The 25,786-nt window shown below is 60.5% G+C and carries 15 protein-coding genes; 7 read left to right on the plus strand and 8 right to left on the minus strand.

Annotated features, from left to right (window positions below; translation table 11 throughout):
* Positions 1-96: 96 nt before the first annotated feature.
* Positions 97-2,052, plus strand: coding sequence for an acetate--CoA ligase (acs, locus tag G3A56_RS12065; protein ID WP_003492598.1), 1,956 nt, complete (start codon positions 97-99; stop codon positions 2,050-2,052).
* Positions 2,053-2,161: 109 nt separating this feature from the next.
* Here acs and G3A56_RS12070 read toward each other — a convergent pair whose 3' ends face one another.
* The 6 genes from G3A56_RS12070 to G3A56_RS12095 form a co-directional block, all read right to left on the minus strand.
* Positions 2,162-3,169 carry a TRAP transporter substrate-binding protein gene (locus G3A56_RS12070; protein WP_003492596.1) on the minus strand — a complete coding sequence of 336 codons (1,008 nt, stop codon included), beginning with the start codon at positions 3,167-3,169 and terminating at the stop codon, positions 2,162-2,164.
* A gap of 40 nt (positions 3,170-3,209) precedes the next feature.
* Positions 3,210-4,487, minus strand: a complete 1,278-nt coding sequence (locus tag G3A56_RS12075) for a TRAP transporter large permease (protein ID WP_003492595.1) — start codon at positions 4,485-4,487, stop codon at positions 3,210-3,212.
* 4 nt (positions 4,488-4,491) lie between these two features.
* Positions 4,492-5,022 (minus strand): TRAP transporter small permease, encoded by a 531-nt coding sequence (locus G3A56_RS12080; protein WP_003492593.1) that lies wholly within the window; start codon positions 5,020-5,022, stop codon positions 4,492-4,494.
* 21 nt (positions 5,023-5,043) lie between these two features.
* The gene (locus tag G3A56_RS12085; protein ID WP_082183195.1) at positions 5,044-6,204 is read right to left on the minus strand and encodes a fumarylacetoacetate hydrolase family protein; all 1,161 of its coding nucleotides are present in this window, start codon (positions 6,202-6,204) and stop codon (positions 5,044-5,046) included.
* Between the two features lie 207 nt (positions 6,205-6,411).
* Positions 6,412-7,128, minus strand: a complete 717-nt coding sequence (locus G3A56_RS12090; RefSeq protein WP_082183194.1) for a FadR/GntR family transcriptional regulator — start codon at positions 7,126-7,128, stop codon at positions 6,412-6,414.
* Between the two features lie 118 nt (positions 7,129-7,246).
* Positions 7,247-8,692 carry an FAD-binding oxidoreductase gene (locus tag G3A56_RS12095; RefSeq protein ID WP_082183191.1) on the minus strand — a complete coding sequence of 482 codons (1,446 nt, stop codon included), beginning with the start codon at positions 8,690-8,692 and terminating at the stop codon, positions 7,247-7,249.
* Between the two features lie 200 nt (positions 8,693-8,892).
* On the opposite strand from G3A56_RS12095, the gene denD reads away from it, so the two are divergent.
* The 4 genes from denD (at position 8,893) to G3A56_RS12115 (ending at position 13,661) form a co-directional block, all read left to right on the plus strand.
* Positions 8,893-9,879, plus strand: coding sequence for a D-erythronate dehydrogenase (denD, locus tag G3A56_RS12100; protein WP_082183189.1), 987 nt, complete (start codon positions 8,893-8,895; stop codon positions 9,877-9,879).
* A complete protein-coding gene (locus tag G3A56_RS12105; RefSeq protein WP_082183187.1) occupies positions 9,876-10,778 on the plus strand; it encodes an NAD(P)-dependent oxidoreductase in 903 nt (300 codons plus the stop codon). The genes denD and G3A56_RS12105 overlap by 4 nt, the downstream gene beginning before the upstream one ends.
* Before the next feature lie 9 nt (positions 10,779-10,787).
* Positions 10,788-12,572: an IlvD/Edd family dehydratase gene (locus G3A56_RS12110; protein ID WP_082183184.1), complete on the plus strand. Its 1,785-nt coding sequence runs from the start codon at positions 10,788-10,790 to the stop codon at positions 12,570-12,572.
* A gap of 114 nt (positions 12,573-12,686) precedes the next feature.
* On the plus strand, positions 12,687-13,661 hold the full coding sequence (locus tag G3A56_RS12115; RefSeq protein WP_082183182.1) for a threonine ammonia-lyase: 975 nt from the start codon (positions 12,687-12,689) through the stop codon (positions 13,659-13,661).
* 2 nt (positions 13,662-13,663) lie between these two features.
* Here the strand turns inward: G3A56_RS12115 and G3A56_RS12120 are convergent, their stop codons facing one another.
* Positions 13,664-14,767 (minus strand): NAD(P)/FAD-dependent oxidoreductase, encoded by a 1,104-nt coding sequence (locus tag G3A56_RS12120; protein ID WP_082183179.1) that lies wholly within the window; start codon positions 14,765-14,767, stop codon positions 13,664-13,666.
* 229 nt (positions 14,768-14,996) lie between these two features.
* Here G3A56_RS12120 and G3A56_RS28430 point away from each other — a divergent pair, with 229 nt between their 5' ends.
* Entirely contained in the window at positions 14,997-15,140 is a 144-nt protein-coding gene (locus tag G3A56_RS28430; RefSeq protein ID WP_003492573.1) for a hypothetical protein, read from the plus strand.
* Positions 15,141-15,212: 72 nt separating this feature from the next.
* Here the strand turns inward: G3A56_RS28430 and G3A56_RS12125 are convergent, their stop codons facing one another.
* Entirely contained in the window at positions 15,213-16,394 is a 1,182-nt protein-coding gene (locus G3A56_RS12125) for a M20 aminoacylase family protein (RefSeq protein WP_164056397.1), read from the minus strand.
* Positions 16,395-16,969: 575 nt separating this feature from the next.
* Here G3A56_RS12125 and G3A56_RS12130 point away from each other — a divergent pair.
* Positions 16,970-25,453, plus strand: coding sequence for a glycoside hydrolase family 94 protein (locus G3A56_RS12130; RefSeq protein WP_082183176.1), 8,484 nt, complete (start codon positions 16,970-16,972; stop codon positions 25,451-25,453).
* The last annotated feature ends 333 nt before the right edge of the window (positions 25,454-25,786 follow it).

The raw sequence follows: 25,786 nt of genomic DNA on the forward strand, positions 1-25,786 counted from the left end.
TCAGTCATCGACCTGCTATGAATTCACCACATGCCTGAGGATGGGAGTCTCTCGGCGCGCGCTAAAACAAGACATACTTGGTTTCAGGAGGAGTTCATGTCTGCCAAAATCTATCCGGTGCTCAAATCGGCGAAGGCCCGCACGCTCATCGACAATGAGCGTTACCAGAAATGGTATCAGGAGAGCGTCGAGGATCCCGAAAAGTTCTGGGACAAGCACGGCCGGCGGATCGACTGGTTCAAGCCCTATACCAAGGTCAAGAACACGTCCTTCAAGGGACGGGTGCCGATCAAGTGGTTCGAGGACGGCCTGACCAACGTCTCCTACAACTGTATCGACCGGCATCTGAAGACGCATGGCGAGCGCACGGCGATCATCTGGGAAGGCGACAATCCCTATATCGACAAGAAGATCACCTACAACCAGCTTTACGATTATGTCTGCCGACTGGCGAACGTGCTGAAGAAGCATGGTGTGAAGAAGGGTGACCGCGTCACCATCTACATGCCGATGATTCCCGAGGCGGCCTATGCCATGCTCGCCTGCGCGCGCATCGGCGCCGTCCATTCCGTCGTGTTCGGCGGGTTCTCGCCAGAGGCGCTGGCGGGCCGTATCGTCGACTGCGAATCGACCTTCGTCATCACCTGCGATGAGGGCGTGCGCGGCGGCAAGCCGATCCCGCTCAAGGAAAACACCGACAAGGCGATCGATATTGCCGCCAAGCAATATGTCATCGTCAACAAGGTTCTGGTCGTGCGCCGCACCGGCGGCAAGACCGGCTGGGCGCCGGGCCGTGACATCTGGTACCATCAGGAAATCGCCACCGTGAAACCGGATTGCCCGCCGGTGAAGATGCGGGCGGAAGATCCGCTGTTCATCCTTTATACGTCGGGCTCCACCGGCAAGCCGAAGGGCGTGCTGCACACCACGGGTGGTTACCTCGTCTATACGTCGATGACGCATGAATATGTGTTCGATTACAAGGATGGTGAGGTCTATTGGTGTACCGCCGATGTCGGCTGGGTTACCGGCCATTCCTACATCGTCTATGGGCCGCTTGCGAACTGCGCGACGACGCTGATGTTCGAGGGCGTACCCAACTTCCCGGATCAGGGCCGCTTCTGGGAAGTCATCGACAAGCACAAGGTCAATATCTTCTACACCGCACCGACGGCGCTCCGATCGCTGATGGGGGCTGGCGACCAGTTCGTTACGCGTTCGTCGCGCTCCAGCCTCCGGCTTCTCGGCACGGTGGGCGAGCCAATCAATCCGGAAGCCTGGGAGTGGTATTACCATGTGGTCGGCGAGGACAAGAGCCCCATCGTCGACACATGGTGGCAGACCGAAACCGGCGGCATTCTCATCTCGCCGCTACCGGGCGCGACCGATCTGAAACCCGGCTCGGCGACAAGGCCGTTCTTCGGCGTGCAGCCGCAGCTTGTCGATGCCGAAGGCAAGGTGCTGGAGGGCCCGGCGGACGGCAACCTCTGCATCATCGACAGCTGGCCGGGCCAGTCGCGGTCCGTTTATGGCGATCACCAGCGCTTTATCGATACCTATTTCTCGACCTACAGGGGCAAGTACTTCACTGGTGACGGCTGCCGGCGTGATGAGGACGGCTATTACTGGATCACAGGCCGCGTCGATGACGTCCTGAACGTTTCCGGCCACCGTCTCGGCACGGCGGAGGTGGAGTCCGCACTGGTGTCGCATCACCAGGTTTCGGAAGCGGCTGTGGTCGGTTATCCGCATCCCATCAAGGGGCAGGGCATCTATTGTTATGTCACGCTGATGGCGGGCCAGAACGGTGATTATGCGCTGCGCGAAGAGCTGGTAAAGCACGTGCGCAACGAGATCGGTCCGGTCGCAACACCCGACAAGATCCAGTTCGCGCCGGGCCTGCCGAAGACCCGTTCCGGCAAGATCATGCGGCGTATCCTGCGCAAGATCGCCGAGGATGATTTCGGCGCGCTGGGGGATACGTCGACGCTTGCCGATCCGGCGGTGGTGGAAGATCTCATCGCCAACCGGCAGAACCGCACGGCGTCCTGATTTTCATAAAAAGGCTGCTTCGGCAGCCTTTTTTCTGGTCTGAGTTTTCCGCAAATAAAAACACCCGGAGGCGGAACCTCCGGGTGTTTTTCATTCCAGTCAGATGGGCTTACTGGCCGCGGATCTTCTTGAGGTCGGCCAGAACGGCGTCAACGACATCAGCGCCGATTTCAGCCTTGTGCTTTTCGTAGACGACCATCGACTTCTCGCGGATACGGGCCTGCTCTTCCGGAGACAGCGAGTTCACCTCAAGACCGGCAGCCTTGATCTTTTCCAGCGACTTCTGGTTCAGATCGCGGATGACCTTGCGCTCTTCGTCGCGGCCGACGACTGCGCATTCACGCAGGGCGGTCTGTTCTTCGGGCGTGTAGCTGTCGAAGATCGGCTTGGAGAAGAGGAAAAGGAACGGCGTGTAGGCGTGGTTCGTCTCGGTGATGTACTTCTGCACCTCGTAGAACTTGGAGGTGTCGATCGTCACATAGGGGTTTTCCTGCGCGTCGATCGCGTTGGTTTCAAGCGCCGAGAAAACTTCGCCGAAAGCCATTGGCGTCGCATTGGCGCCGAGGTTCTGGAAGGTGTCGAGGAAGATGTTGTTCTGCATCACGCGAACCTTGAGGCCGGAGAAGTCTTCCCACTTCGTAACGGCATGCTTGGAGTTCGAGAGGTTGCGGAAACCGTTTTCCCAGTAAGCAAGGTTTACGAGGCCCTGCTCTTCCAGCTTCTTGTTCATCATGTCGCCGAAGGCGCCGTCCATAACGGCATCGGCTTCCTTGTCATTGGCGAAGAGGAACGGCAGGTCGAACACGCCAAGCGACGGGATGAGGCCGACGAGGGGCGAAGAGGACGTCACGACGGCTTCCTGAACGCCGGAACGCAGGGCCTGCGTTGCCTGAAGGTCACCGCCGAGAGCGCCACCCCAGAATGCCGTCAGCTTCAGCTTGCCGCCCGACTTGTCGTCGAGGCAGGCCTGCATGGCCTTGATGCCGTTGCCGACCGGGTGGTCCTGGTTGATGCCGTTCGAAACGCGGATGTTGCGGCTGTTGAATTCGGCCATTGCCGGCGCTGCGGCGCCAACGGCGAAAGCGATGGCCGTGGTGGTCAGAAGAAGCTTTCTCATAATATCCTCCCTTGGATTGTGTTCGAGAAGCGGTTGCGGATTAGCGGAGATATTGCAGCGGTACGAGAACGATGTCCGGGAAAATCACGAGCAGCGCCAGGACGATGGTTTCGGCAACGAGGAACGGCCAGACGCCGACCGTAACCTTGCCGAGCGGGATGCGGCCGACGCCGCTGACAACGTTCAGAACGACGCCAACCGGAGGGGTAATCAGGCCGATGGCGTTGTTGATGATGAAGAGGACACCGAAATAGACCGGGTCGATGCCCGCCTGTTTGACGATCGGCATCAGAACAGGCGTCAGGATCAGGATGGTCGGCGTCAGGTCGAGTGCGGTTCCGACAATGAAGACCAGTACCATCATGGCGGCCATGAGAAGCATCGGGCGGTCGATCAGCGGCTCGATATAACCCGCGACTTCGTTCGGAATGTTCGCTGCCGTGATGAGCCATGCGGAGACGAGCGCCGCGCAAACCAGGAACATGATGATGGACGTGCTCTTGGCGGCGCGTAGAAGCACGTGGAACAGATCTGCCGGTTTCAGTTCGCGGTAGATCACCATGCCGACGAAAAGCGCGTAGGCAGCCGCGACGACGGCAGCTTCCGTCGGCGTCATGATGCCCGCCTTGATGCCGCCGAGAATGATGACAGGCATGCCGAGCGCCCAGCCGGCACGAGCAGTCACGAGCAGACGTTCCTTGCCCGAAGTCTTGGGCAGGGGCTTTACGTTGTCCTTACGCACCACGATCAGCCAGGCGATGATGAGCGATGTGCCCATCAGAATACCAGGAACGATGCCGGCGAGGAAAAGCTGGGTGATTGACACGTTGGCGGCAACACCGAAGACGATGAAGGCCATGGACGGCGGAATGACCGGAGCGATGATGCCGCCTGCGGCGATGAGGCCACCGGAGCGCGGAATGTTGTAACCGGCCTTCGCCATCATCGGGATCAGGATTGCGGCAAGGGCTGCGGTATCGGCTGCCGCAGAACCGGAGATGCTGGCCATGATGATGGCCGCGACGATCGCCACGATGCCGAGGCCGCCACGGATATGGCCGACGAGCGCGATCGCAAAGTCGATGATGCGGCGGGAAAGACCGCCGGAATTCATCAGTTCGCCAGCCAGAATGAAGAAGGGAATGGCAAGCAGCGTGAAGGTGTCGGCACCCGAGATCATGTTCTGGGCGATGATCGCGGTGTTGAACATGCCCATGTACCACATGAGCACGACGCCACAGAACATCAGCGAGAAAGCGACGGGAACGCCAATCGCCATGGCTCCCAGAAGAGAGCCGACAAAAACGAAAAGTGTCATGGTATCAGCGCTCCGAAAGCTGTTCGATCGTGAGGTTCTCGCCCGCGAACTGGGCGATCTCGTCCTCTGTCACGCGACCGGTCACATAGCGGTACAGGCGTTCCAGTGCGATGATGAACATCAGGCCGCCGGTGAACATGCCAATGCCATAGACCCAGATCATCGAAAGCTTGGTGACGGGCGCATGCATGCTGGCATTGATGGCGGACTGCTTCCACGTTCCCCAGAAGAAGATGGCGGAACAGGCCAGAATGATGATGTTCGACGCAATCATGCAGACGATACGGGCGCGGCGCGACAGGAACATCACGAGCGTTTCAATGCCCATGTGGCTGTTTTCGCGGAAGGTCAGCACGGCGCCGATGAAGGTCAGCCATACGAAGAAATATCGCGACAGTTCTTCCGAGATGTTGATGCCGGAGTTCATCGTATAACGCATGACGACGTTGACGAAGACCATGATCGACATGCCGGCGAGCAGCAGGACGAGAATGATTTCGAGAATCCGGTAAAAGAGATTGATGGTCTTTTGCATTTTCCCCTCCCGAAGAAATATCTAGAGTAGCCCTCGTTTCGCCAGATTGCGCATCAGGGCCGTCGTGCCGAATGTCCATTCCGGGCATTCGTCGGTCGTCGTGACCCAATTGATCAGCTTGCCAAGCTTGGGCGTGGAGATTTCGACACGGTCACCCTTGGAGTGAGTGAAACCGAGACCCGGTCCATGGCGATCCTTCACCGGCGCGAACATCGTGCCAAGGAAAAAGACAGCACCGTCAGGATATTGATGGTTGCGGTTCAAAAGTTGGGATGCAAGGTTTTCCGGCGTGCGGCTGATCGCCTGCATCGGGCTGACGCCCGTCATGGTGAAACCGTCTTCGCCTTCGACCAGAAGCGATATCTGCGACTTCTTCACGTCTTCGATGGTGAAGTTGCCATCGAACAGGCGGATGAAAGGACCGATGGCGCAGGAAGCGTTGTTGTCCTTCGCCTTGCTGAGAAGCAGGGCGGAACGGCCTTCGAAATCGCGAAGATTGACGTCGTTGCCAAGCGTCGCGCCGACGATGCGGCCGTCGGAAGCGATGGCCAGCACCACTTCCGGTTCCGGGTTGTTCCACTGCGATTTCGGGTGAACGCCGATCAGCGCGCCGCAGCCGACGGAGGCCATCGCCTGTGCCTTGGAGAATATTTCCGCATCCGGGCCAATGCCCACTTCCAGATATTGCGACCAGAGGCCCATTTCCTGGAGCAGTTTCTTCACTTCGGCGGCCTTTTCGGAGCCGGCCTCAAGTCCCTTCAGATTGTCGCCGAGAACCGGTGCCAGTCTTCCGCGGATTTCCTGCGCGCGAAGCGGGTCACCCTTGGCCTGTTCTTCGATCACGCGTTCCAGCATGCTGTCGGCGAAGGTGACGCCTGCGGCCTTGACGGCCTGAATGTCATTGGGGGCAAGAAGTTCGCCGGCGGAGCCGTCCAGAAAGGCTTCAAGCGAGCCGAGGGCGACGAAAGTGCCGGTGTCGGCGAGCCGCTCCACCAGATCCGTCTTTTCCAGAAGTTCCGACATGGTGGGCGAGATAGAGGTGAGGTCGTAAAGGACGCCGTCCTTGAGCAGGACCGGGCAGGGACCGCCTTCGCTTTTCGACCAGACGCGGCCGACGAGCAGCGCGTTCTGGAAATCTTCAGGCAAAATTGCGGTAGCGTCGATGGACCTTGTGCCGGTCATGTAGTCCTCCCCTTCAGCCTCCGGACAATCCGCCTCCTGCGGTCTTATTGTCTGGATGTCTGACAACCTAATCCCATTCTTCTTAGTATGACTTTTCTGACGAGTCTAGCGGTCTCGCGGACAAAATTATCGTCTTTCGCCTCTGGATTACCGGAAAGCCGTGAAACCTGTCCTATAGCTTTGCGGTTCGGTCCTTTATTCCACCCTCTAGAAAATATCCAGTTCGAGGTTAACCCGGCTTGCCGCGCCGATCAGGTGCTTGCGCATGGCGTTCTTTGCCGCAGTCGCATCGGCGCTTTCGACGGCCTCGTAGATGGCCACATGTTCAGCGATCGTCACCTCGAGAATTTCTCCGAAAACAGCGCGCGAGAAGGCGATGTTGATGGCGGAGCTGATGCGTTCCGCAATAAAGCCGAGGAACATCAGGAAATATTCGTTCTCAGTCGCTTCCGCCAAAATGCGGTGGAAGTCGAGATCGGCCGCAACGCCTTCCGTCGACCAGTCGTCGGCGGTTTTCATCTTTTCGAGCGCTGCCGCCAGGCGCGCCAATTGCTGTGGGCTGCGGTGAAGTGCGGCCAAGCCCGCGGCCTCGATTTCCAGCGGCATGCGAAGCTGGAAAAGATCGCGGAAATTTTCCGGGTCGTTCAGGCGGGACCGCTCGATGCGGATGGACAGTCTCTGCCGGGGATCGGTGACGAATGCGCCCACGCCTTGGCGCGTTTCGACAAAGCCCTCGTTACGCAGTTGCGCGATCGCCTCGCGAATGACCGAGCGGCTGACGCCGAAGGTTTTCGCCAGAACATGTTCCGTCGGCAGCCTGTCGCCCGGCCCGAGTTTCGAATCATTGATCTCGCGGGCGATCTCCGCGGCGATCCGGCCGGGAAGATGGTCGTTGCGATGTATCTGATTGAACTCCAGCGTCATGGTTGCTCCCGTTCCACAGAAACGATTGGTTCGTTTTCTCCCGCGGCAGCGACTTCCTCCTTCGCCGCCAGCGGGGTTTTCAAAGGCGGCGTACCCGGCCGCCTCTGCCATTCTTCGATTAGCTATCCGGTTGCAGGCTGATCTGGCAACCGGGATTCATCCGCAAGTCGGGGTCGAAGGCGTTTTTCAGCCCCGTGATCATCCGGCGCTGCACATCAGATAGCCGGCTTTCGAAATCGGAGCGCTTCAGACGGCCGATGCCGTGCTCGGCGCTGATGCTGCCGACGTAGCGGTCGAGGACCTCGTTAACGAGTGTCTTCGACTTGTAGATGAAGGCGTCGCGCTCCTCCGGCGTCGAACCGTTGGGCGGCAGGACGTTGAGGTGGACGTTACCGTCTCCGACATGGCCGTAGGAAACGGCAAGGCACTCCGGCAGCTTTTCCGCCAGTTCCGCTTCCGCCTCGGCCACGAAAGCCGCGAGTTTGGACAGCGGCACCGAAATGTCGGTGCGCATATGGCTACCGCGCAGCGCCTGGCCTTCGTTCATCCCCTCGCGGAAAAGCCACAGCGACTGCGCCTGCGCGCGCGAGGAGGCGATGACGCCGTCCAGCACCAGGCCGTCTTCCATGACGCCCTCGAGGAAGCGTCCCATCAGGTCCGCGGTATCGACCAGACCGGAGCCTGAAATTTCCATCAGAACATAGGCCGGATAATCGCCGGCGATCGGCATTTTGAGATCGGGTATGGCCTCGATCGCCAGCGTGAAGGCGACGGGCGGCATGAATTCGAAGGCGGACATCAGGTCACAGCATTCGCGGCGGGCGCGACGGTAAAGCTTGATGGCGTCATCCAGCGAGTTGAGGCCGAGCAGTGCGGTCTCGACATGTTCGGGATTGGGGTAAAGCTTGACGGCAACGGCAGTGATGATGCCGAGCGTTCCTTCGGCGCCGATGAAAAGCTGCTTGAGATCGATGCCGCGATTGTCCTTGCGCAGCGTCGACAGGCCATTCCAGATGGTGCCATCAGGCAATACCACTTCGAGACCCAGCACCAGTTCGCGGGTCATGCCGTAGCGCAGCACATTGATGCCGCCGGCATTGGTGGAGACGTTGCCGCCAATGCGGCAGCTGCCCTGTGCGCCAAGCGACAACGGGAAGAACATTCCCTTGTCCTGAACAGCATCCTTGAATTCCGACAGAATGCAGCCGGCTTCGACGACGGCCGAAAAATCGTCGCTGTCTATGGTGCGGATGGCGTTCATGCGCTCGAGGCTCAGCACGACCTGCCGCTTCGGCGCATCGGGAATGCCGCCCAGAACAAGACCGGTATTGCCGCCCTGGGGAATGATCGAGAGGCCGAGTTCGGCGCAGGCGCGAACCGTGTCGGAGACTTCCTTGGTTGACCGGGGGCGGATGACGGCCACGGCAGAACTGGTGACGTCGCCGTGCCAGTCGCGGCAATAGCGCAGCATGTCTTCCTGCGATGTCAGCAGCACAGCCTCGCCGAGCCTGTTTTTCAACGAGAACCGCAATTCCTCGATATCGTGTTCGCTCACGATCGTCATTCCACCCTCTCCGTCCAATCCGCCCTAAAATACCCGGACAAGGGTCTTTCGCCCTTGCTTTTGCCGGTTTGTGAAAAAATACTATTTTCAATCCGATCATATAAGGTTATCAGACAACCTTACAAGCTAATTTATCGGTCGACTGGCCGATGATGTTTTTTCGGTCTCGGGAGAATGACCGGGACAAAGAGGAGGAAGACATGCATATCGCAATCATCGGCGCCGCAGGTATGGTTGGCCGCAAGCTGACGCAGCGCCTCGTCAAGGACGGATCGCTTGGTGGCAAGCCGATCGACAAGTTCACACTTATCGACGTTTTCCAGCCTGAAGCGCCCGCCGGTTTTTCGGGAGTGGTCGATGCGCGCGCGGCGGATCTGTCTGCGCCGGGCGAGGCTGAAAAGCTGGTTGAGGCCCGTCCAGACGCCATCTTTCACCTCGCTGCCATCGTGTCCGGCGAAGCCGAGCTCGATTTCGACAAGGGCTACCGCATCAATCTCGATGGCACGCGTTATCTCTTCGACGCCATCCGCATTGCCAACGGCAAGGATGGTTACAAGCCGCGCGTGGTCTTCACCTCGTCGATCGCCGTCTTCGGTGCGCCGCTTCCCTATCCGATCCCGGATGAATTCCACACCACGCCGTTGACCAGCTACGGCACGCAGAAGGCGATCTGCGAACTGCTGCTCTCCGACTACAGCCGTCGCGGTTTCTTCGACGGTATCGGCATTCGCCTGCCGACCATCTGCATCCGTCCCGGCAAGCCGAATGCGGCCGCTTCCGGCTTCTTCTCCAATATCCTGCGCGAGCCGCTGGTCGGCCAGGAAGCGGTTCTGCCGGTGCCGGAAAGCATTCGCCACTGGCACGCCTCGCCGCGTTCCGCCGTCGGCTTCCTGATCCATGGCGCAACGATCGACGTGGATAAGGTCGGTCCGCGCCGCAACCTGTCCATGCCCGGCCTCAGCGCCACCGTTGGCGAACAGATCGAAGCACTGCGCAAGGTTGCCGGCGAAAAGGCCGTTGCCCTCATCCGCCGCGAGCCCAATGAGATGATCATGCGCATGTGCGAAGGCTGGGCGCCCGGTTTCGAAGCAAAGCGTGCCCGCGAACTTGGCTTTACGGCCGAAAGCTCCTTCGAGGAGATCATTCAGGTTCATATCGAGGACGAACTGGGAGGTTCGCTGAAATGAGTATCAGTGGGGAGGAGAAGAAGCGGTCGGTCGCCTTTATCGGCACCGGCCTGATGGGCGGGCCGATGGCCAGGCGTCTGCTGGGTGCCGGTTTTTCGGTTTCGGTCTGGAACCGCAGCGTCGAAAAGGCTGAGGCGCTGGTTGCCGATGGCGCGGTTCTCGCGGCATCGCCGGCCGAGGCCGCCAAGGGTGCCGATATCGTCATCACCATGCTGAGCGATGGCAAAGCCGTGGGCGAGGTGCTGTTCGAGGCCGGAGTGGCCGAAGCGCTGGAAAAAGGCGCGGTCGTAATCGACAGCAGCTCGATTGCACCGCCTATTGCGCGCGACCACTCCTCTCGGCTGAAGGCTCTCGGCATTCATCATATTGATGCACCGGTCTCCGGCGGTGTGCCGGGCGCAACCGCGGGCACGCTGGCCATCATGGCCGGCGGGGACGAAGCGCTGGTATCCGGTCTGTCCGACGTATTTGCGCCGATGGGCAGGCTTACCTATGTCGGTCCCTCGGGTGCGGGTCAGCTCTGCAAGCTCGCCAATCAGCAGATCGTCGCCATCACCATCGGCGCGGTAGCAGAGGCGATGATGCTGGTGGAAGCGGGCGGTGCATCGCGTGAAGGGTTCCGCAACGCCATTCGCGGCGGTTTTGCCGAAAGCCGGATATTGGAGCTGCATGGCGAACGCATGGTGAAGCGCGATTTCGTGCCGGGTGGCCCTTCCAAGTTCCAGCTCAAGGATCTGAACGGCGTGCTGGCAACGGCGAAGGATCTGTCTCTGACATTGCCTCTGACCCAGCAGGTGACGCGGGAATTCGACGACTTCGTGGGTGATGGCGGCGCCGATATCGATCATAGCGGCATCCTGCTCTACCTCGAAAAACTCAATAACCGCGAACAGGGCTGAGGCGATCTCATGAGTGACGAGAAGACACCCGCACGCCGCCTGCGATCCCAAGACTGGTTCGACAATCCTGACCATCTCGACATGACGGCGCTCTATCTGGAGCGTTTCATGAATTATGGCGTGACGCCGGAGGAGCTGCGTTCCGGCAAGCCGGTCATCGGCATTGCCCAGAGCGGCAGCGACCTGACGCCGTGCAACCGCGTCCATGTGGAACTGGTCAAGCGGGTGCGCGACGGCATCCGTGATGCGGGCGGCATCCCCATCGAGTTTCCGACCCATCCGATGTTCGAAAACTGCAAGCGCCCGACAGCGGCGCTTGACCGCAATCTCGCCTATCTCAGCCTTGTGGAAGTGCTTTACGGCTATCCGCTCGATGGCGTCGTTTTGACCACGGGCTGCGACAAGACAACGCCTTCGGCGCTGATGGCGGCTAGTACTGTCGATATTCCGGCCATCGTCTTGTCCGGCGGGCCGATGCTCGACGGGTACCATGATGGCGATTTGGTCGGCTCCGGTACCGTCATCTGGCGCATGCGCCGCAAATACGGTGCGGGCGAAATCACCCGCGAGGAATTCCTGCAGGCGGCGCTGGAATCCGCGCCTTCCGTCGGTCACTGCAATACCATGGGTACGGCATCGACCATGAATGCCATGGCGGAAGCGCTCGGCATGTCGCTGACCGGCTGCGGCGCGATCCCTGCCGCTTACCGCGAACGCGGTCAGATGGCCTATCGCACCGGCCGCCGCGCCGTCGAACTTGTTGTCGAAAACATCAAGCCTTCCGACATCATGACGCGCGAGGCGTTTTTAAACGCTATCCGCGTCAATTCGGCAATCGGCGGCTCCACCAATGCCCAGCCTCATCTGGCGGCGATGGCCAAACATGCGGGCGTCGAGCTTCGCGAGGAGGACTGGCAGGTCCACGGTTACGACATTCCGCTCATCGCCAATGTCCAGCCTGCCGGCAAATGGCTGGGTGAGAAATATCACCGCGCCGGCGGCACGCCCGCCATCATGTGGGAGCTTCTGAAGGCTGGTAAGCTCAATGGGGGCTGTCCGACCGTGACTGGCAAGACCATGGCGGAAAATCTGGAAGGCCGGGAATCGACTGACCGCGACGTGATCCTGCCTTACGACAAGCCGCTGAAAGAGCGGGCCGGTTTCCTCGTTCTCAAGGGCAATCTGTTCGATTTCGCCATCATGAAGACGAGCGTGATTTCGGCGGAATTCCGCCAGCGTTATCTGAGCGAGCCGGGACGCGAGGGAATTTTCGAGGGCAAATGCGTGGTGTTCGATGGTTCGGAAGACTATCATGCCCGCATCAACGATCCAGCGCTGGATATCGATGAGCGCACCATTCTCGTCATTCGCGGGGCGGGGCCGCTCGGCTGGCCGGGTTCGGCCGAGGTCGTGAACATGCAGCCGCCGGACGCGCTGTTGAAAAAGGGCATTACCAGCCTGCCGACGATCGGCGATGGCCGGCAATCGGGAACGGCGGACAGCCCGTCCATTCTCAACGCCTCACCGGAAAGTGCCGCAGGCGGCGGACTGGCATGGCTCCGCACCGGCGATGTGATCCGCATCGATTTCAATCAGGGCCAATGCAATGTGCTGGTGGCGGAGGCGGAGCTTGCAGCCCGCAAGGCCGATGGCATTCCCGCCGTTCCTGCGGATGCAACGCCCTGGCAGCGCATCTACCGCCAGTCGGTGACGCAGCTTTCGGATGGCGCGGTTCTGGAAGGGGCCGCGGATTTCCGCCGGATTGCCGAGAAGATGCCCCGGCACAATCACTGAACGAAGATGACGAGAAATCCCCGGCCAAGACCGGGGATTTTTCTTTTCCGGACGGTTTCGCATTTGATCGCGACCTCCTAATGTACTGCCAAATCCGCATTACAGGGGCAGGGCATGACAGATATTTCGATGATCGAGGCGGCGCGCGAGCGCATCGGCAACCATGCGGTACGGACACCGCTTCTGTCGTCGCATTTTCTGGACGATATTGCCGGGCGGAGACTTTTCGTGAAAGCCGAATGCCTGCAGAGGACGGGTTCCTTCAAATTTCGCGGCGGCTGGTCGGCGGTATCAGGTCTGCCGGCTGCGGTGCGGGCCAAAGGCGTGATCGCCTTTTCCTCCGGCAACCATGCGCAAGGCGTGGCGCTTGCCGCCCGGCTGCACAATGTTCCCGCCGTCATCATCATGCCGTCCGATGCGCCGAAGATCAAAATCGACAATACCCGGGCCTATGGCGCGGAGGTGGTGCTCTATGACCGGGCGAACGAAGATCGCGACGCCATCGGAGATCGCATTTCTCGCGAGCGTGGGCTGACGCTGATCAGGCCCTATGACGAACCGCTGGTCATTGCCGGACAGGGCACGGTGGGGCTGGAGATTGGCGAACAGGGCGCGGAGCTGGGCATCGATGCGGCCGAGGTTCTGGTGCCCTGCGGTGGCGGCGGCCTCACCTCCGGCATTTCCCTGGCACTTGCAGCGAAAGCGCCGAACTACAAGGTCAGGACGTCGGAACCGGAGCGGTTCGACGATGTGGCGCGCTCCCTAGCCTCGGGCAGGATCGAGCGTAACGCCACGACATCCGGTTCGATCTGCGACGCGATCGTCACGCCGCAACCCGGTAACATCACCTTCCCGATCATGGCGGGGCTTTGCGGAAAAGGCATCGCCGTGACCGAGGAGGAAGCGCTGCGGGCTATGGTTCTCGCCTTCAACCGGCTGAAGGTCGTCGTCGAGCCGGGTGGCGCGGTAGCGCTGGCAGCGGCGCTGTTTCACGGCGACGAGCTGGAGAGCGAAACCGTAATTGCCGTCGCCTCTGGCGGCAATGTCGATCCGGGCATCATGGCGGACGCGCTATCCCGATTTGGCTGAGATCAGGCCCCGAGCCGTGCCGCGACCTCATTGGCGATCGCCAGCGATGCGGTCAGGCCGGGGCTTTCAATGCCGAAAAGATTGACGAGGCCGGCAAGGCCGTGTTTTTCCGGCCCGTCGATGCGGAAGTCCATGGCCGGTTCGTCGGGACCTGAAATTTTCGGGCGGATGCCGGAATAGGCCGGGGTGAGTGCATGTTCGGGAAGGCCTGACCAATAGCGGCGTATGGCGTCGCCGAAACCCTCCATGCGGCGGGGATCGACGGCATAATCCACGGTATCCACCCACTCCACATCCGGCCCGAAACGCGCCTGACCGGCCAGATCAAGCGTCAGATGCACGCCAAGGCCGTGGGTGTGCGGTGCCGGGTAGATGAGCCGTGAAAAAGGTGACTTACCGGCCAGCGAAAAATAGCTGCCCTTGGCGAAACGCGCTTGCGGTATCGCATGCTCCGGCAATCCCTCGATCTTTTTGGCCACCATCGGCGCCAGAAGGCCGGCGGAATTGACGAGCAGCCCGCATGTCAGGCTGAGAGGTTCTTTCCCGCCCACATCAACAAGGAAACCCTCTTCGGTCGCTTCCGCCCTTTCGAAGGGGGCGTTGAGCGCAAGGGCCGCGCCATGGTCTTCCGCGTCGCCGAGCAGCGCCAGCATATAGCCATGGCTGTCGATGATGCCGGTCGAGGGCGAGTGCAGGGCGGCTGCGCAGGTGAGTGCGGGTTCGAGCGAGAGCGCGTGTTCCGCGTCGATCAGTTCGAGGTCGTTGCAGCCATTGGCGTAACCCTTGTCCTTCAGTCCGGCCAGCAGGGCCGTTTCCGCCTCGTCTGCCGCCACGATGAGCTTGCCGCAGCGGCGGTGCGCAACGCCGTGGCTTTGGCAGAAGGCATAGAGCTGTTTTTTGCCTTCCACGCAGAGGCGGGCCTTCAGGGTTCCGGCCGGATAATAAAGCCCGGCGTGAATGACTTCGCTGTTACGCGAAGAGGTGGCGGAGCCGAATTCCTTTTCGCTTTCGAGGATGATGACGGAGAGGCCGCGCATTGCCAGTTCACGACCCGTCGCCAGTCCTATCACCCCGGCCCCGATGATGATGGCGTCGATATCCGTCATTGTCCTTGTCCGACCCTGCGATGATTTTGAACGGAAATGCCATCCGCCGCGTTGATCCTGCGCAATGGGTAGAATGATGCTTGCCGGTGGGCAAGTCGCGATCCGTATTTTTCCCGATGCACCGATCTTATGGAATTTTATCTCTACTGAAACGGTGGTGAATAAAGCTATTCTCTAGTGGAAATGAGCAGTGCCCGCTTCGAAGGGCCGATCAGGAAGGGAGTGTACAATGTCTTATTCCAAGGCAGGAAAAGTAAAAGACTTTGTCTCGCAGCCCCAGTCGCCGCGCAACTGGCGGGATTCTGTTCATGCGGCTCTTGTCGGCGTGTGCGTGGCTTTTGTCGCCGCCGTTATCTTCGGTCTCGTTCCCTGATCCTCCCGACTTTTCCCATCAGGAAGCTTGAGAATAAAAGGCCGGTCGCTCCTCCGACCGGCCTTTTCATGTTTATCGCGCCTTGAGATAGTCCTCTGCCAGATCGACCCAGAAAGCGGTTCCGATCGGCAGGATATCGTCGTTGAAATCGAATTTCGGATGGTGCAGCGGCGGATCGTTATCGGTACGCGCGGTGCCAAGGAAGAAATAGCAGCCGGGCCGCTTTTCCAGCATGTAGGCGAAGTCTTCGGCGCCCATCGACGGGCGCTGCATCTCAGCCACCTTTTCGGCCCCGGCAAAACGGCGGGCCAGATCGGCGACATAATCCGTTTCCGCCTTGTGGTTGACCGTCGCGTTGTAACCGCGCTCGTAGTCGATGGTGACGCTCATGCCGTAGCTGGCCGCCTGGCCTTCGGCGATCGCCCGGATGCGCTTTTCCAGCTCGTCGCGCACGCCTGCGTCGAAGGAGCGGATGGTAAGCAACATCTCCGCCTTTTCGGGAATGACATTGCTGGCAGCACCGGCATGGAATGCGCCGACGGTGACGACGGCCGAGAGTTGCGGATGGATGTTGCGGGACACCACGGTCTGCAAAGCCATGATGATGCTCGCGCCGGCAACGATGGGGTCGGCCGCGTCCTGTGGTTCCGCGCCGTGGCCGCCATAACCGTTGACGGTGATCCTGCATTCATCGACTGCGGCAAGGACCGGCCCGTCACGCAGCACGAATTGCCCGAAGGGTACGCCGGGATCGTTATGAAGGGCAAAAACCGCATCGCAGGGAAAGCGGTCGAACAGCCCGTCCTCGATCATGATGCGGGCGCCGCCGAAGTTTTCCTCAGCCGGCTGGAAGATCAGATGCAGGGTTCCGTCGAAATTCTTGCGCTCGGCGATGATCTTCGCTGCGCCGAGAAGCATGGCCGTATGTCCGTCATGGCCGCAGGCATGCATAACGCCTTCGTTGGCGCTCGCATAATCCGCTCCGGTCTCCTCATGGATCGGCAGGGCGTCGATATCGGCGCGAATGCCGAGCGTTCGCGGGCTGTCGCCATGGCGCAGCGTGGCGACGATGCCGGTTCCGGCAAGCCCGCGTGTCACTTCGTAGCCCATCTCCACCAGCTGTTCGGCAATGAAGTCCGCGGTTTTGAACTCCGAAAGGCCGATTTCCGGATTGCGGTGCAGGTGGTGGCGGATCGCCACCACATCCGGCATGTGGTTTGCGAAGGATGCGATGTCTGCGGTCTGTCTGGTCATTTTCGAAGTCCCGGTTTTCGCCGCTTTTTTCCGGCGTCTTTCAGCAAGGACATAGCAGCATATGGCGTTGCAGGTAAGGGGTGTTGCAGCACCCGAAATGCCCTGAAATTCAGCGCTTGCATCGTGCCGCGACAGGTGGCATGGAACTATTGACGTCCTGGGGCATTAGCTCCTTTCGGATGTGGCGCGGGTCTTCTTGGCCCTGTGTTGCCCTTCAGGTTGTCAACGGGGGACTATCGGGCGTTGCGCGAACAATTTTCGCCGTCGAGGAGGGAGCGAAATCCGGTCGGAACGGCGTTGCCGTGCCGCAGGACAAAGTTTTCCTGTCGCCCAAAATCTCCTTTTCAGACCGATCCCCGGCTTTGCAGACATCTCGGAATGATTGCGCCGCGGGACATCGCGCCTGCGGATATGCGCCGTCTGACGATCCGCTCCGCAAGGCGGGCAGTCCGGTTCACCGAAGGTTCAGGATAAGTCATAAATATAGCGTGGCCCGATTTCGTGCGTGTTCCCGCCACGGACGAAAATGACGGTCAAGTCGAACAAGTATCCCTAAAGTTCAGAATACGAGCCCGATGTCATTTCATATTACCCCGACCGCCGCCGCCCGTGATTCCGAGACGAAGCAGATCGATCATAATGATTCGATCCGCGCGTCCTATATGACGGTCGAGGAACTGCATGATGCGGGCGCCGCGCTTTCCCGTGACGGTGCCGACAGCCTTCCAGGCTTCATGGAGTTCGATTTCTTCGAGCGTCATCGCGAGAACGAAAAGGAAATCCTCAGGGTTTATCGCACGACGGCGGTCGACGCGGAAAATGGCGCGACGATTACGCCCGCTGCGGAATGGCTGCTCGACAATCACTACGTCATCGAAGAGGCGATCCAGGAAGTCCGCCGCGATTTCCCGCGCAAATTCTATCGCCAGCTGCCGACCATGACGGTTGGCGGCGTGATGATCCCGCGGGTGATGGCGCTCGGCTGGCTTTATGTCGCCCATACCCACAGCACGGTTTCGCGCGAGAACATGACGGCGCTGGTGGATGGCTACCAGACCTCGAAGACGCTGCAGATCGGCGAATTGTGGGCGCTGCCGTCGATCATCCGTTTTGTCCTCATCGAAAATCTGCGCCGCATCTCCATCCGTGTGGAGCGCTCGCGCCGCATGCGCCAGAAGGCGAACGAGGTCGTTGACGAGATCATTCGTCTCAACGATGCAGAAGCCTCCGCAGCCCTTCTGAAGCAGGTCGATACGCTGGTCGACGACCCGACTTTCGCAACGCAGTTCCTCTATCGCCTGAGAAACGGCTCGCAGACATCGGGTTTTGCGGTGGCCTGGCTCGAAGAGCGCCTGCATGCCGCCGGCACCGACGCCGAAAACGTCATGATGTCGGAACATAATCGCCTGGCCTCCGGCAATGTGACGATGGGCAATATCGTCAAGAGCCTGCGCGAAATCGACGATACGGAATGGTCGGTATGGTTCGAGGAAGTCAGCCATATCGACAAGGTCCTGCGTGAGGAAACCGACTACGAGGTTCTCGACTTCGGTTCCCGCAACACCTATCGCAACACCATCGAGCTCCTGGCGCGCCGTTCCCCCAAGACCGAAGTGGAAGTTGCGCGCGCCGCCGTTGAAATGGCGCGATCCGATATGCCTGCGGAGGCGGCTGAAAACCAGCGCGTCAATGTCGGCTCCGTGCTTGTCGGCCAGCGCCGGTTTGAGCTTGAAAAGGCGCTGGGTTACCGGCCGCTGGTGTCGCAGCATATCGTCCGCTCAATGCGCAAGTTCAACTGGCTCGCGATCGCGGCACCGGTGCTTATGATCACTGCGCTGGTCATGCTGGCGGTGGGCTGGTTCCTGGCGGAAGCGGGCATGCCGTGGTATGTGGTGACCGCTTTCCTGCTGATGTTCGCACTGCCTGCCTCGGAAGGCGCGACCGGCCTCTTCAACACGCTCGTCACATTCTTCGTGAAACCGTTCCGCCTGGTCGGATACGAGTTCAAGAACGGTATTCCGCAGGATGCCCGCACATTGGTCGCCGTGCCCTGCATGCTGACCAGCCGCGACAGCGTCGACGAGATGATGCGGAATATCGAGGTGCATTATCTCGCCAATCCGCATGGCGAGATCTATTTCTCGCTGGTGAGCGACTGGCGCGATGCGCAATACGAACAGTCCGACGACGATCTCGAGATTCTCGACTATGCCAAGCGCGAGCTTGCGGCGCTGAACAGCCGTTACGCTTTTGACGGCAAGACGCGTTTTTACCTGCTGCACCGCCGCCGCATCTACAATCCGGCTGAAGGCTGCTGGATGGGTTGGGAGCGCAAGCGTGGCAAGCTGCATGAGTTGAACATGCTGCTGCGCGGGGACAAGGACACGACGTTCCTCAGCGGCGCGAACATCGTACCGGCGGACGTCAAATACGTCATGACTCTGGATGCCGATACGCGCCTGATGCGCGATGCGGTGACCAAGCTCGTCGGCAAGATGCATCACCCGATCAACCGTCCGGTTATCGATCCGCAATCCGGCCGTGTCGTCGAAGGTTACGGCCTGTTGCAGCCGCGCGTAACGCCCTCGCTCACGACCGGCAAGGATGCATCCGTCTTCCAGCGCGTCTTCTCGATCAACCGCGGTATCGATCCTTACGTCTTTACGGTTTCCGACGTTTATCAGGACCTGACGTCCGAGGGCACTTTCACCGGCAAGGGCCTTTATGACGTTGATGCATTCGAGGCGGCCCTGAAGGGCCGTATCGAGGAAAACTCCGTTCTCAGCCACGATCTGCTCGAAGGATCGTTTGCGCGTTGCGCGCTGGTGACCGATGTGGAGCTGGTCGAGGATTTCCCGACCCGCTACGAGGTGGAAGTCTCGCGCCAACATCGCTGGGCCCGTGGCGACTGGCAGCTGCTGCCCTATATTCTCGACCGTGCCCGTGGCGTCACCGCCATCGGCCGCTGGAAAATGGTCGACAATCTGCGTCGTTCGCTGACGCCGATCGCCTGGTTCTTCGCGTCGATCCTCGGCTGGTATTTCATGGATCCGCTCGGCGCCTTGATCTGGCAGATCCTGCTGATCTTCTCGCTGTTCGTCGCGCCCACGCTTTCCCTGCTTTCCGGCCTCGTGCCGCGTTCCACCGACATCGTACCGCAGGCGCATTTCCACACCATCTGGTCGGAAATCCGCGCCACCAATGCGCAAGTCGCGTTGCGCATCGTCTTCATCGCCGATTCCGCCTGCATGATGACCGATGCGATTGCCCGTTCGCTTTACCGTCTGCTCGTCAGCCACAAGCTGATGCTGGAATGGCGTACCGCCGCCAGCATGCAGTCCAGCGCGCAGGGCGGCATCACCTATTATTTCCGTCAGATGTGGCATGCGCCCGTCGTTGCCATGCTTGGCCTTTTGTTTGCGGCGCTGCCCGGCGACAACGCCTTCCTGATCGGCATTCCCTTCACGCTGCTCTGGGTCCTGTCGCCTGCCGTTGCCTGGTATGTCAGCCAGTCGGCCGAAACCGAGGACCGGCTGTTCGTTTCGGAACATGTCTCCTTCGAGCTTCGCAAAATCGCACGTCGCACGTGGCGTTATTACGAGGCTTTCGTGACGCCGCAGGAAAATCACCTGCCGCCTGACAACTTCCAGGAAACGCCGGAGCCGATCGTCGCTTCGCGTACCTCGCCCACCAATATCGGCGTCTATCTCCTGTCCGTCATTTCGGCGCGCCAGTTCGGCTGGATCAGCTTTGCCGATACTCTGGAGCGGATCGAGAATACGATCCAGACCGTTGAAAAGATGGAGAAACATCGCGGCCATCTCTACAACTGGTATCATACCGACACCTTGCAGACGCTTGGACCCCGCTATGTTTCGGCGGTGGACAGCGGCAATCTCGCCGGCCACCTGATTGCGGTTTCGTCCGCCTGCCGCGATTGGGCGGAAGCACCCTCTGCCCATCTTCAGGGCAATCTGGACGGCATTGGTGATGTCGCCGGCATTCTGCGCGAAACGCTGAAGGCGTTGCCCGACGACCGCAAGAACCTGCGTCCGCTGCATCGCCGCCTCGAAGAGCGCATCATCGGTTTCTCGAATGCTCTGGCCTCCGTCAAGCGCGAGCATGAATTCGCATCCATCCGCGTCATCAATCTTGCGGTGCTGGCACGCGACATCCAGAAGCTTGCAACCAATGTCGACCATGAGGTGAAGTCCACGCAGAGCGCGGAAGTGACCCGCTGGGCGCAGTTGCTCGTGGAATCCTGCGAGGCGCATATTTCCGACAGCGCCATCGACCTCACCAATATGGAGCCGCTGCGCCAGCGTCTCGCATCGCTGCGCGACCGCAGCCGCAACCTCGCCTTCTCGATGGATTTCACGTTCCTTTACCGCAAGGATCGCCGTCTTCTGTCGATCGGCTATCGCGTCGAAAGCAAGGAGCTGGACGAGGCGTGCTACGACCTTCTCGCCTCCGAATGCCGCCTGACCAGCCTCTTCGCCATCGCCAAGGGCGATCTGCCGACCGAGCACTGGTACCGTCTCGGCCGTCAGGTCGTGCCGATCGGCGCGCAGGGCGCGCTGGTCTCCTGGTCCGGCTCGATGTTCGAATATCTGATGCCGCCGCTCGTCATGCAGGAGCGTCAGGGTGGCATTCTCAACCAGACCAACAATCTGATCGTCAAGGAACAGATGAATCACGGTCGCCGTCTTGGCACGCCGTGGGGCATTTCCGAAGCGGCGTTCAACGCCCGCGATCACAATATGAATTACCAGTACACCAACTTCGGCGTACCGACGCTCGGTCTGAAACGCGGCCTTGGCCAGAATGCGGTGATCGCGCCTTACGCGTCGATCCTCGCCAGCCAGTACGATCCTGACGGTGCGTTGGAAAACCTCGACAAGCTGCGCAAGCTTGGCGCACTCGGCCAGTACGGTTTCCACGATGCGGTGGATTTCACGCCGACACGCGTACCTGACGGCAAGGTCTGCGCGGTGGTCTACAATTATTATGCCCACCACCATGGCATGTCGATTGCGGCCGTCGCCAACGTCGCCTTTGACGGCGTGCTGCGCGAACTCTTCCATTCAGACCCGGTGATCGAGGCCGCCGAACTCCTGCTTCAGGAAAAGGCACCGCGCGAAGTGCCTGTCATGAGCGCCAAATACGAGCCGGAGACCCCCGGCAAGGAGCAGGCCGACCTGCTGCGCGCGGAAGTGCGCTCCATTGCCGATCCGGCCGTCCGCGACCGCGAAGTGGTGTTCCTCTCGAATGGCCACTATTCGACGATGCTCACCTCGACGGGTGCGGGTTATTCGAAGTGGAACGGCCAGGCGATTTCCCGCTGGAAAGCCGATCCGACCGAGGACCGCTGGGGCACCTTCATCTTCCTGCGCGACACCACCAACGGACAGTGGTGGAGTGCGACGGCCGAGCCGCGCGTCATCGAAGGTGAAAAGACCAAGACGATCTTCACCGACGACAAGGCCGAGTTCCACAAGACCACAGGCGATCTGCAGAGCGTGGTCGAATGCATCGTTGCCACCGAGCATGATGCCGAAGGCCGCCGCGTCACCCTGCTCAATGTCGGTTCCGAGGATCGCTACATCGAAGTGACCTCCTATATGGAGCCGGTCATTGCGTCGGAGGACGATGACAACGCCCATCCGCTGTTCTCGCGCATGTTCGTGCAGACGGAGATCGGCCGGCGCGGCGATGTCATCCGCGCCTGGCGCAACCGCCGCAGCCCGAACGAGCCCGGCACCGTCATCGCGCATCTTGCCGCCGACAATGCCGGCCCGTCGCGCCCGACGGAATTCGAGACGGATCGCGCCAAGTTCATCGGCCGTGGCCGGTCGCTTGGCGAGGCGGCGGCTTTCGATGCCGGTGCCACGCTGTCAAGCACCGATGGCTTCACGCTCGATCCCATACTGTCGCTGCGCCGCACCGTGCGCGTACCGGCCGGCAAGAAAGTGAGCGTGATCTTCTGGACGATTGCCGCGCCGAGCCGCGAGGAAGTCGACAAGGCGATCGACCGTTACCGCCATCCGGACGCTTTTGCGCATGAACTCGTGCATGCCTGGACGCGTACGCAGGTGCAGATGCGCCATGTGGGCGTGACCTCTCAGCAGGCGGCAGCCTTCCAGCATCTCGGCCGTTATCTGACCTATCCCGACATGCATCTGCGTGCCGATTCGGAAACGCTGAAAACGGGCCTCGCTTCGCAGCGGGCGCTTTGGCCGCTTGCCATTTCGGGCGATTTCCCGATCTTCAGCCTGCGCATCAACGACGATATGGATATGGATATCGCCCGCGAAGCGCTGAGCGCGCATGAATATCTTCGTTCGCGCGGCGTGATCTTCGATCTTGTCATCGTCAACGAACGGGCTGCGTCCTACGCACAGGACATGCAGCATGCGCTCGATCACATTTCCGAGGCGCAGCGCCGCATCAATCCCGCCGATGGCGGTCGTCCGCACGTCTTCTCGGTGCGCCGTGACCTGATGGATGAAGAGACCTGGACCGCGCTTCTGGCGGCTTCCCGCGTCGTTCTGCACGTGCGTAACGGCAAGATCGTTGACCAGATCAACCGCGCAGTATCGCTGTTTGCGGCCCACCGTGGCCCCGACGCCGCGCAAGCGCGTCTGCCTGTGCCGGCTTTCCCCATTGCGGAACCGGTCGAGGATGCGGGCGATCTCGATTTCTGGAACGGTTTCGGCGGTTTCGCCAAAAGCGGCCAGGAATATGTCGTGCGCCTGCATGGCGGGCAGTCCACACCGCACCCGTGGATCAACGTCATCTCGAACGAGAATTTCGGCTTCCATATTTCGGCCGAAGGCGCCGGTTTCAGCTGGAGCCGCAATTCGCGCGACTATCAGCTGACGCCCTGGAGCAACGATCCGGTCATCAACCGGCCGGGTGAGGCCTTCTATGTCGCCGATGTGGAAACAGGGAAGCTCTATACGCCCTGTGCCGCGCTGTCGCGCGATCCGGAAGCCATGTTCGAAACCCGCCATGGTCTCGGCTACTCCGTGCTGACAGGCGTTGCGGATACGCTCGAAGTTGAGGTGACACAGACCGTTGACCGCGAAAAACCGGTCAAGTTCTCGCAGGTCATCGTTCGCAACAAGGGCTCGAAGAGCCGCCGCCTGAAGGTCTACGCCTATGTGGAATGGGTACTCGGCAATAACGGCCAGAAGTCCGCGCCGTTCATCCTGAGCAGACATGATGCGGGCAGCAATGCGATCTTTGCTTCGAATCCCTACAGCATCGATTACAGCGCCCGCACCTCGTTCCTCACGCTCGATAGCGAGGCAAGCGGTTTCACCACCAGCCGCCGGGAATTCATCGGCCGCTTCGGTACGCCGCAGGCCCCGCAGGGCATCGTGTCCGGTGCCGCACTCAGTGGCAGCACCGAGGTGGATGGTGATCCCTGCGCCGCCTTGATGCAGGAAATCCACCTGAAGCCGGGCGAAGAACGGCACATGACCTTCATTCTCGGCGATGCCGACAATGCGGAGGAGGCCGAAGCGCTGGTGAAGGACGTTCGCCAGGCGGATTTCCAGTCGGTGCTGGACGAAAGCAAGGCGTTCTGGACGGGCTTTACCGGCCAGTTGCAGGTTTCCACGCCGGATGCCGGCTTCAACCATATGGTCAACAGCTGGCTGCCCTATCAGGCACTGGCATGCCGTATCCTGGCGCGTACCGCCTTTTACCAGTCGAGCGGTGCCTTCGGTTTCCGTGACCAGCTTCAGGATACGCTCGCCTTCCTGCTTTATCAGCCGGATCTCGCCCGCAAGCAGATTCTGCGTGCGGCAGGCCGTCAGTTTGCAGAAGGTGACGTGCAGCATTGGTGGCTGCCTTTGACCGGTGCCGGCGTGCGCACGACCATCTCGGACGACGTTGTCTGGCTCGCTTATGCGATCAACCAGTATGTTTCCGCTACGGGCGATAGTGCCATTCTCGACGAAAGCATCCCCTTCATTAAGGGGCCGGCATTGATGCCGGGTCAGCACGATGCCTTCTTCCAGCCGGAGACGAGCGACAGATCCGCAAGCCTTTACGAACATGCGGCGCTGGCTCTCGATCTTGCCATCCATCGCACCGGAGAAAATGGCCTGCCGTTGATCCTCGGCGGTGACTGGAACGACGGCATGAACCGCGTCGGCGTTGGCGGAAAGGGCACTAGTGTCTGGCTCGGCTGGTTCCTGGCCGGGGCCTTGCGCGATTTCATCGAGATCGCCGAAAAGCGCGGTGATACTGACCGCGTCGGCAGATGGGCGTCGCACCGGGAAAAGCTGCGCAAGGCGCTGGAAACGGCGGGTTGGGACGGCAGCTATTACCGTCGCGGCTACTTCGATGACGGCACGCCGCTCGGTTCCGCCGAAAGCGAGGAGTGCCGGATCGATTCACTCGGTCAGAGCTGGAGCGTTCTCTCCGGCGAGGGCGAGGAAGGCCGCTCGCGGCAGGCGATGGATGCCGTCATGGAGCATCTGGTCGATGAGCAGACGGGCATCATCCGCCTGTTCACGCCGCCCTTCTCGCGTGCGCCGCATGATCCGGGTTACATCAAGGGGTATCCGCCGGGTGTACGTGAAAACGGCGGACAATATACCCATGCGGCGACCTGGGTGGTGCTTGCCCTTGCACGACAGGGCCGCGCCCAGGAGGCCTGGAACTGCTTCAAGCTGCTCAACCCGGTTAATCATGCCCTTGATGCGGCATCGTCTGAAACCTATCGGGTCGAACCCTATGTGGTGACAGCGGATGTTTATGGTGAGGGTGCCTATGCGGGTCGTGGTGGCTGGAGCTGGTATACGGGTTCGGCCGGCTGGCTCTATCGGGCTGCGATCGAGGGTATTCTCGGCATCACCCGAACCAACGGCAAGCTTCATATTGCGCCTTCGCTGCCGGAGGACTGGAGCGGTTTCTCGGTGAAGATCACGCTCGACGGGAAGGCAAAGGACATTGTCGTCAGCCGCAAGGCCGGTGCGGCGGAAGTCTCCGTATCCGTCGACGGCAAGCCGCTCTCGGCAGGTGATCGGGTGATCCCGTTCGACTGAGACGAAAGGTTCTCCATTCGCTTTTAAGGCCAGGCTCCTGCGGTGACGCAGGGGCCTGAATTTTTATGTAATCTGTCCGCTGCAGACCCACCTCCGTCATTCCGGCCCTGAGCCGGAATCCAGCCGACGCGCGTCTGCGCGACGGGAAGAATCCTTTCAGCTCAAGGACTTGGGCTGGTTGGATTCCGGCTCAGGGCCGGAATGACGGAGGTGGGTCTGCAGCGGCACCGATAATCGGGTCAGTAATCTTCTAACGGCTTTCGCAACAGGGGTTTCATACATGTTGTGTGAGTGTGCGTGAAACCGGTCCGAAGATTTAGGCGGTTATTCGCC

This window comes from Rhizobium oryzihabitans (assembly GCF_010669145.1).
GTDB lineage: Bacteria > Pseudomonadota > Alphaproteobacteria > Rhizobiales > Rhizobiaceae > Agrobacterium > Agrobacterium oryzihabitans.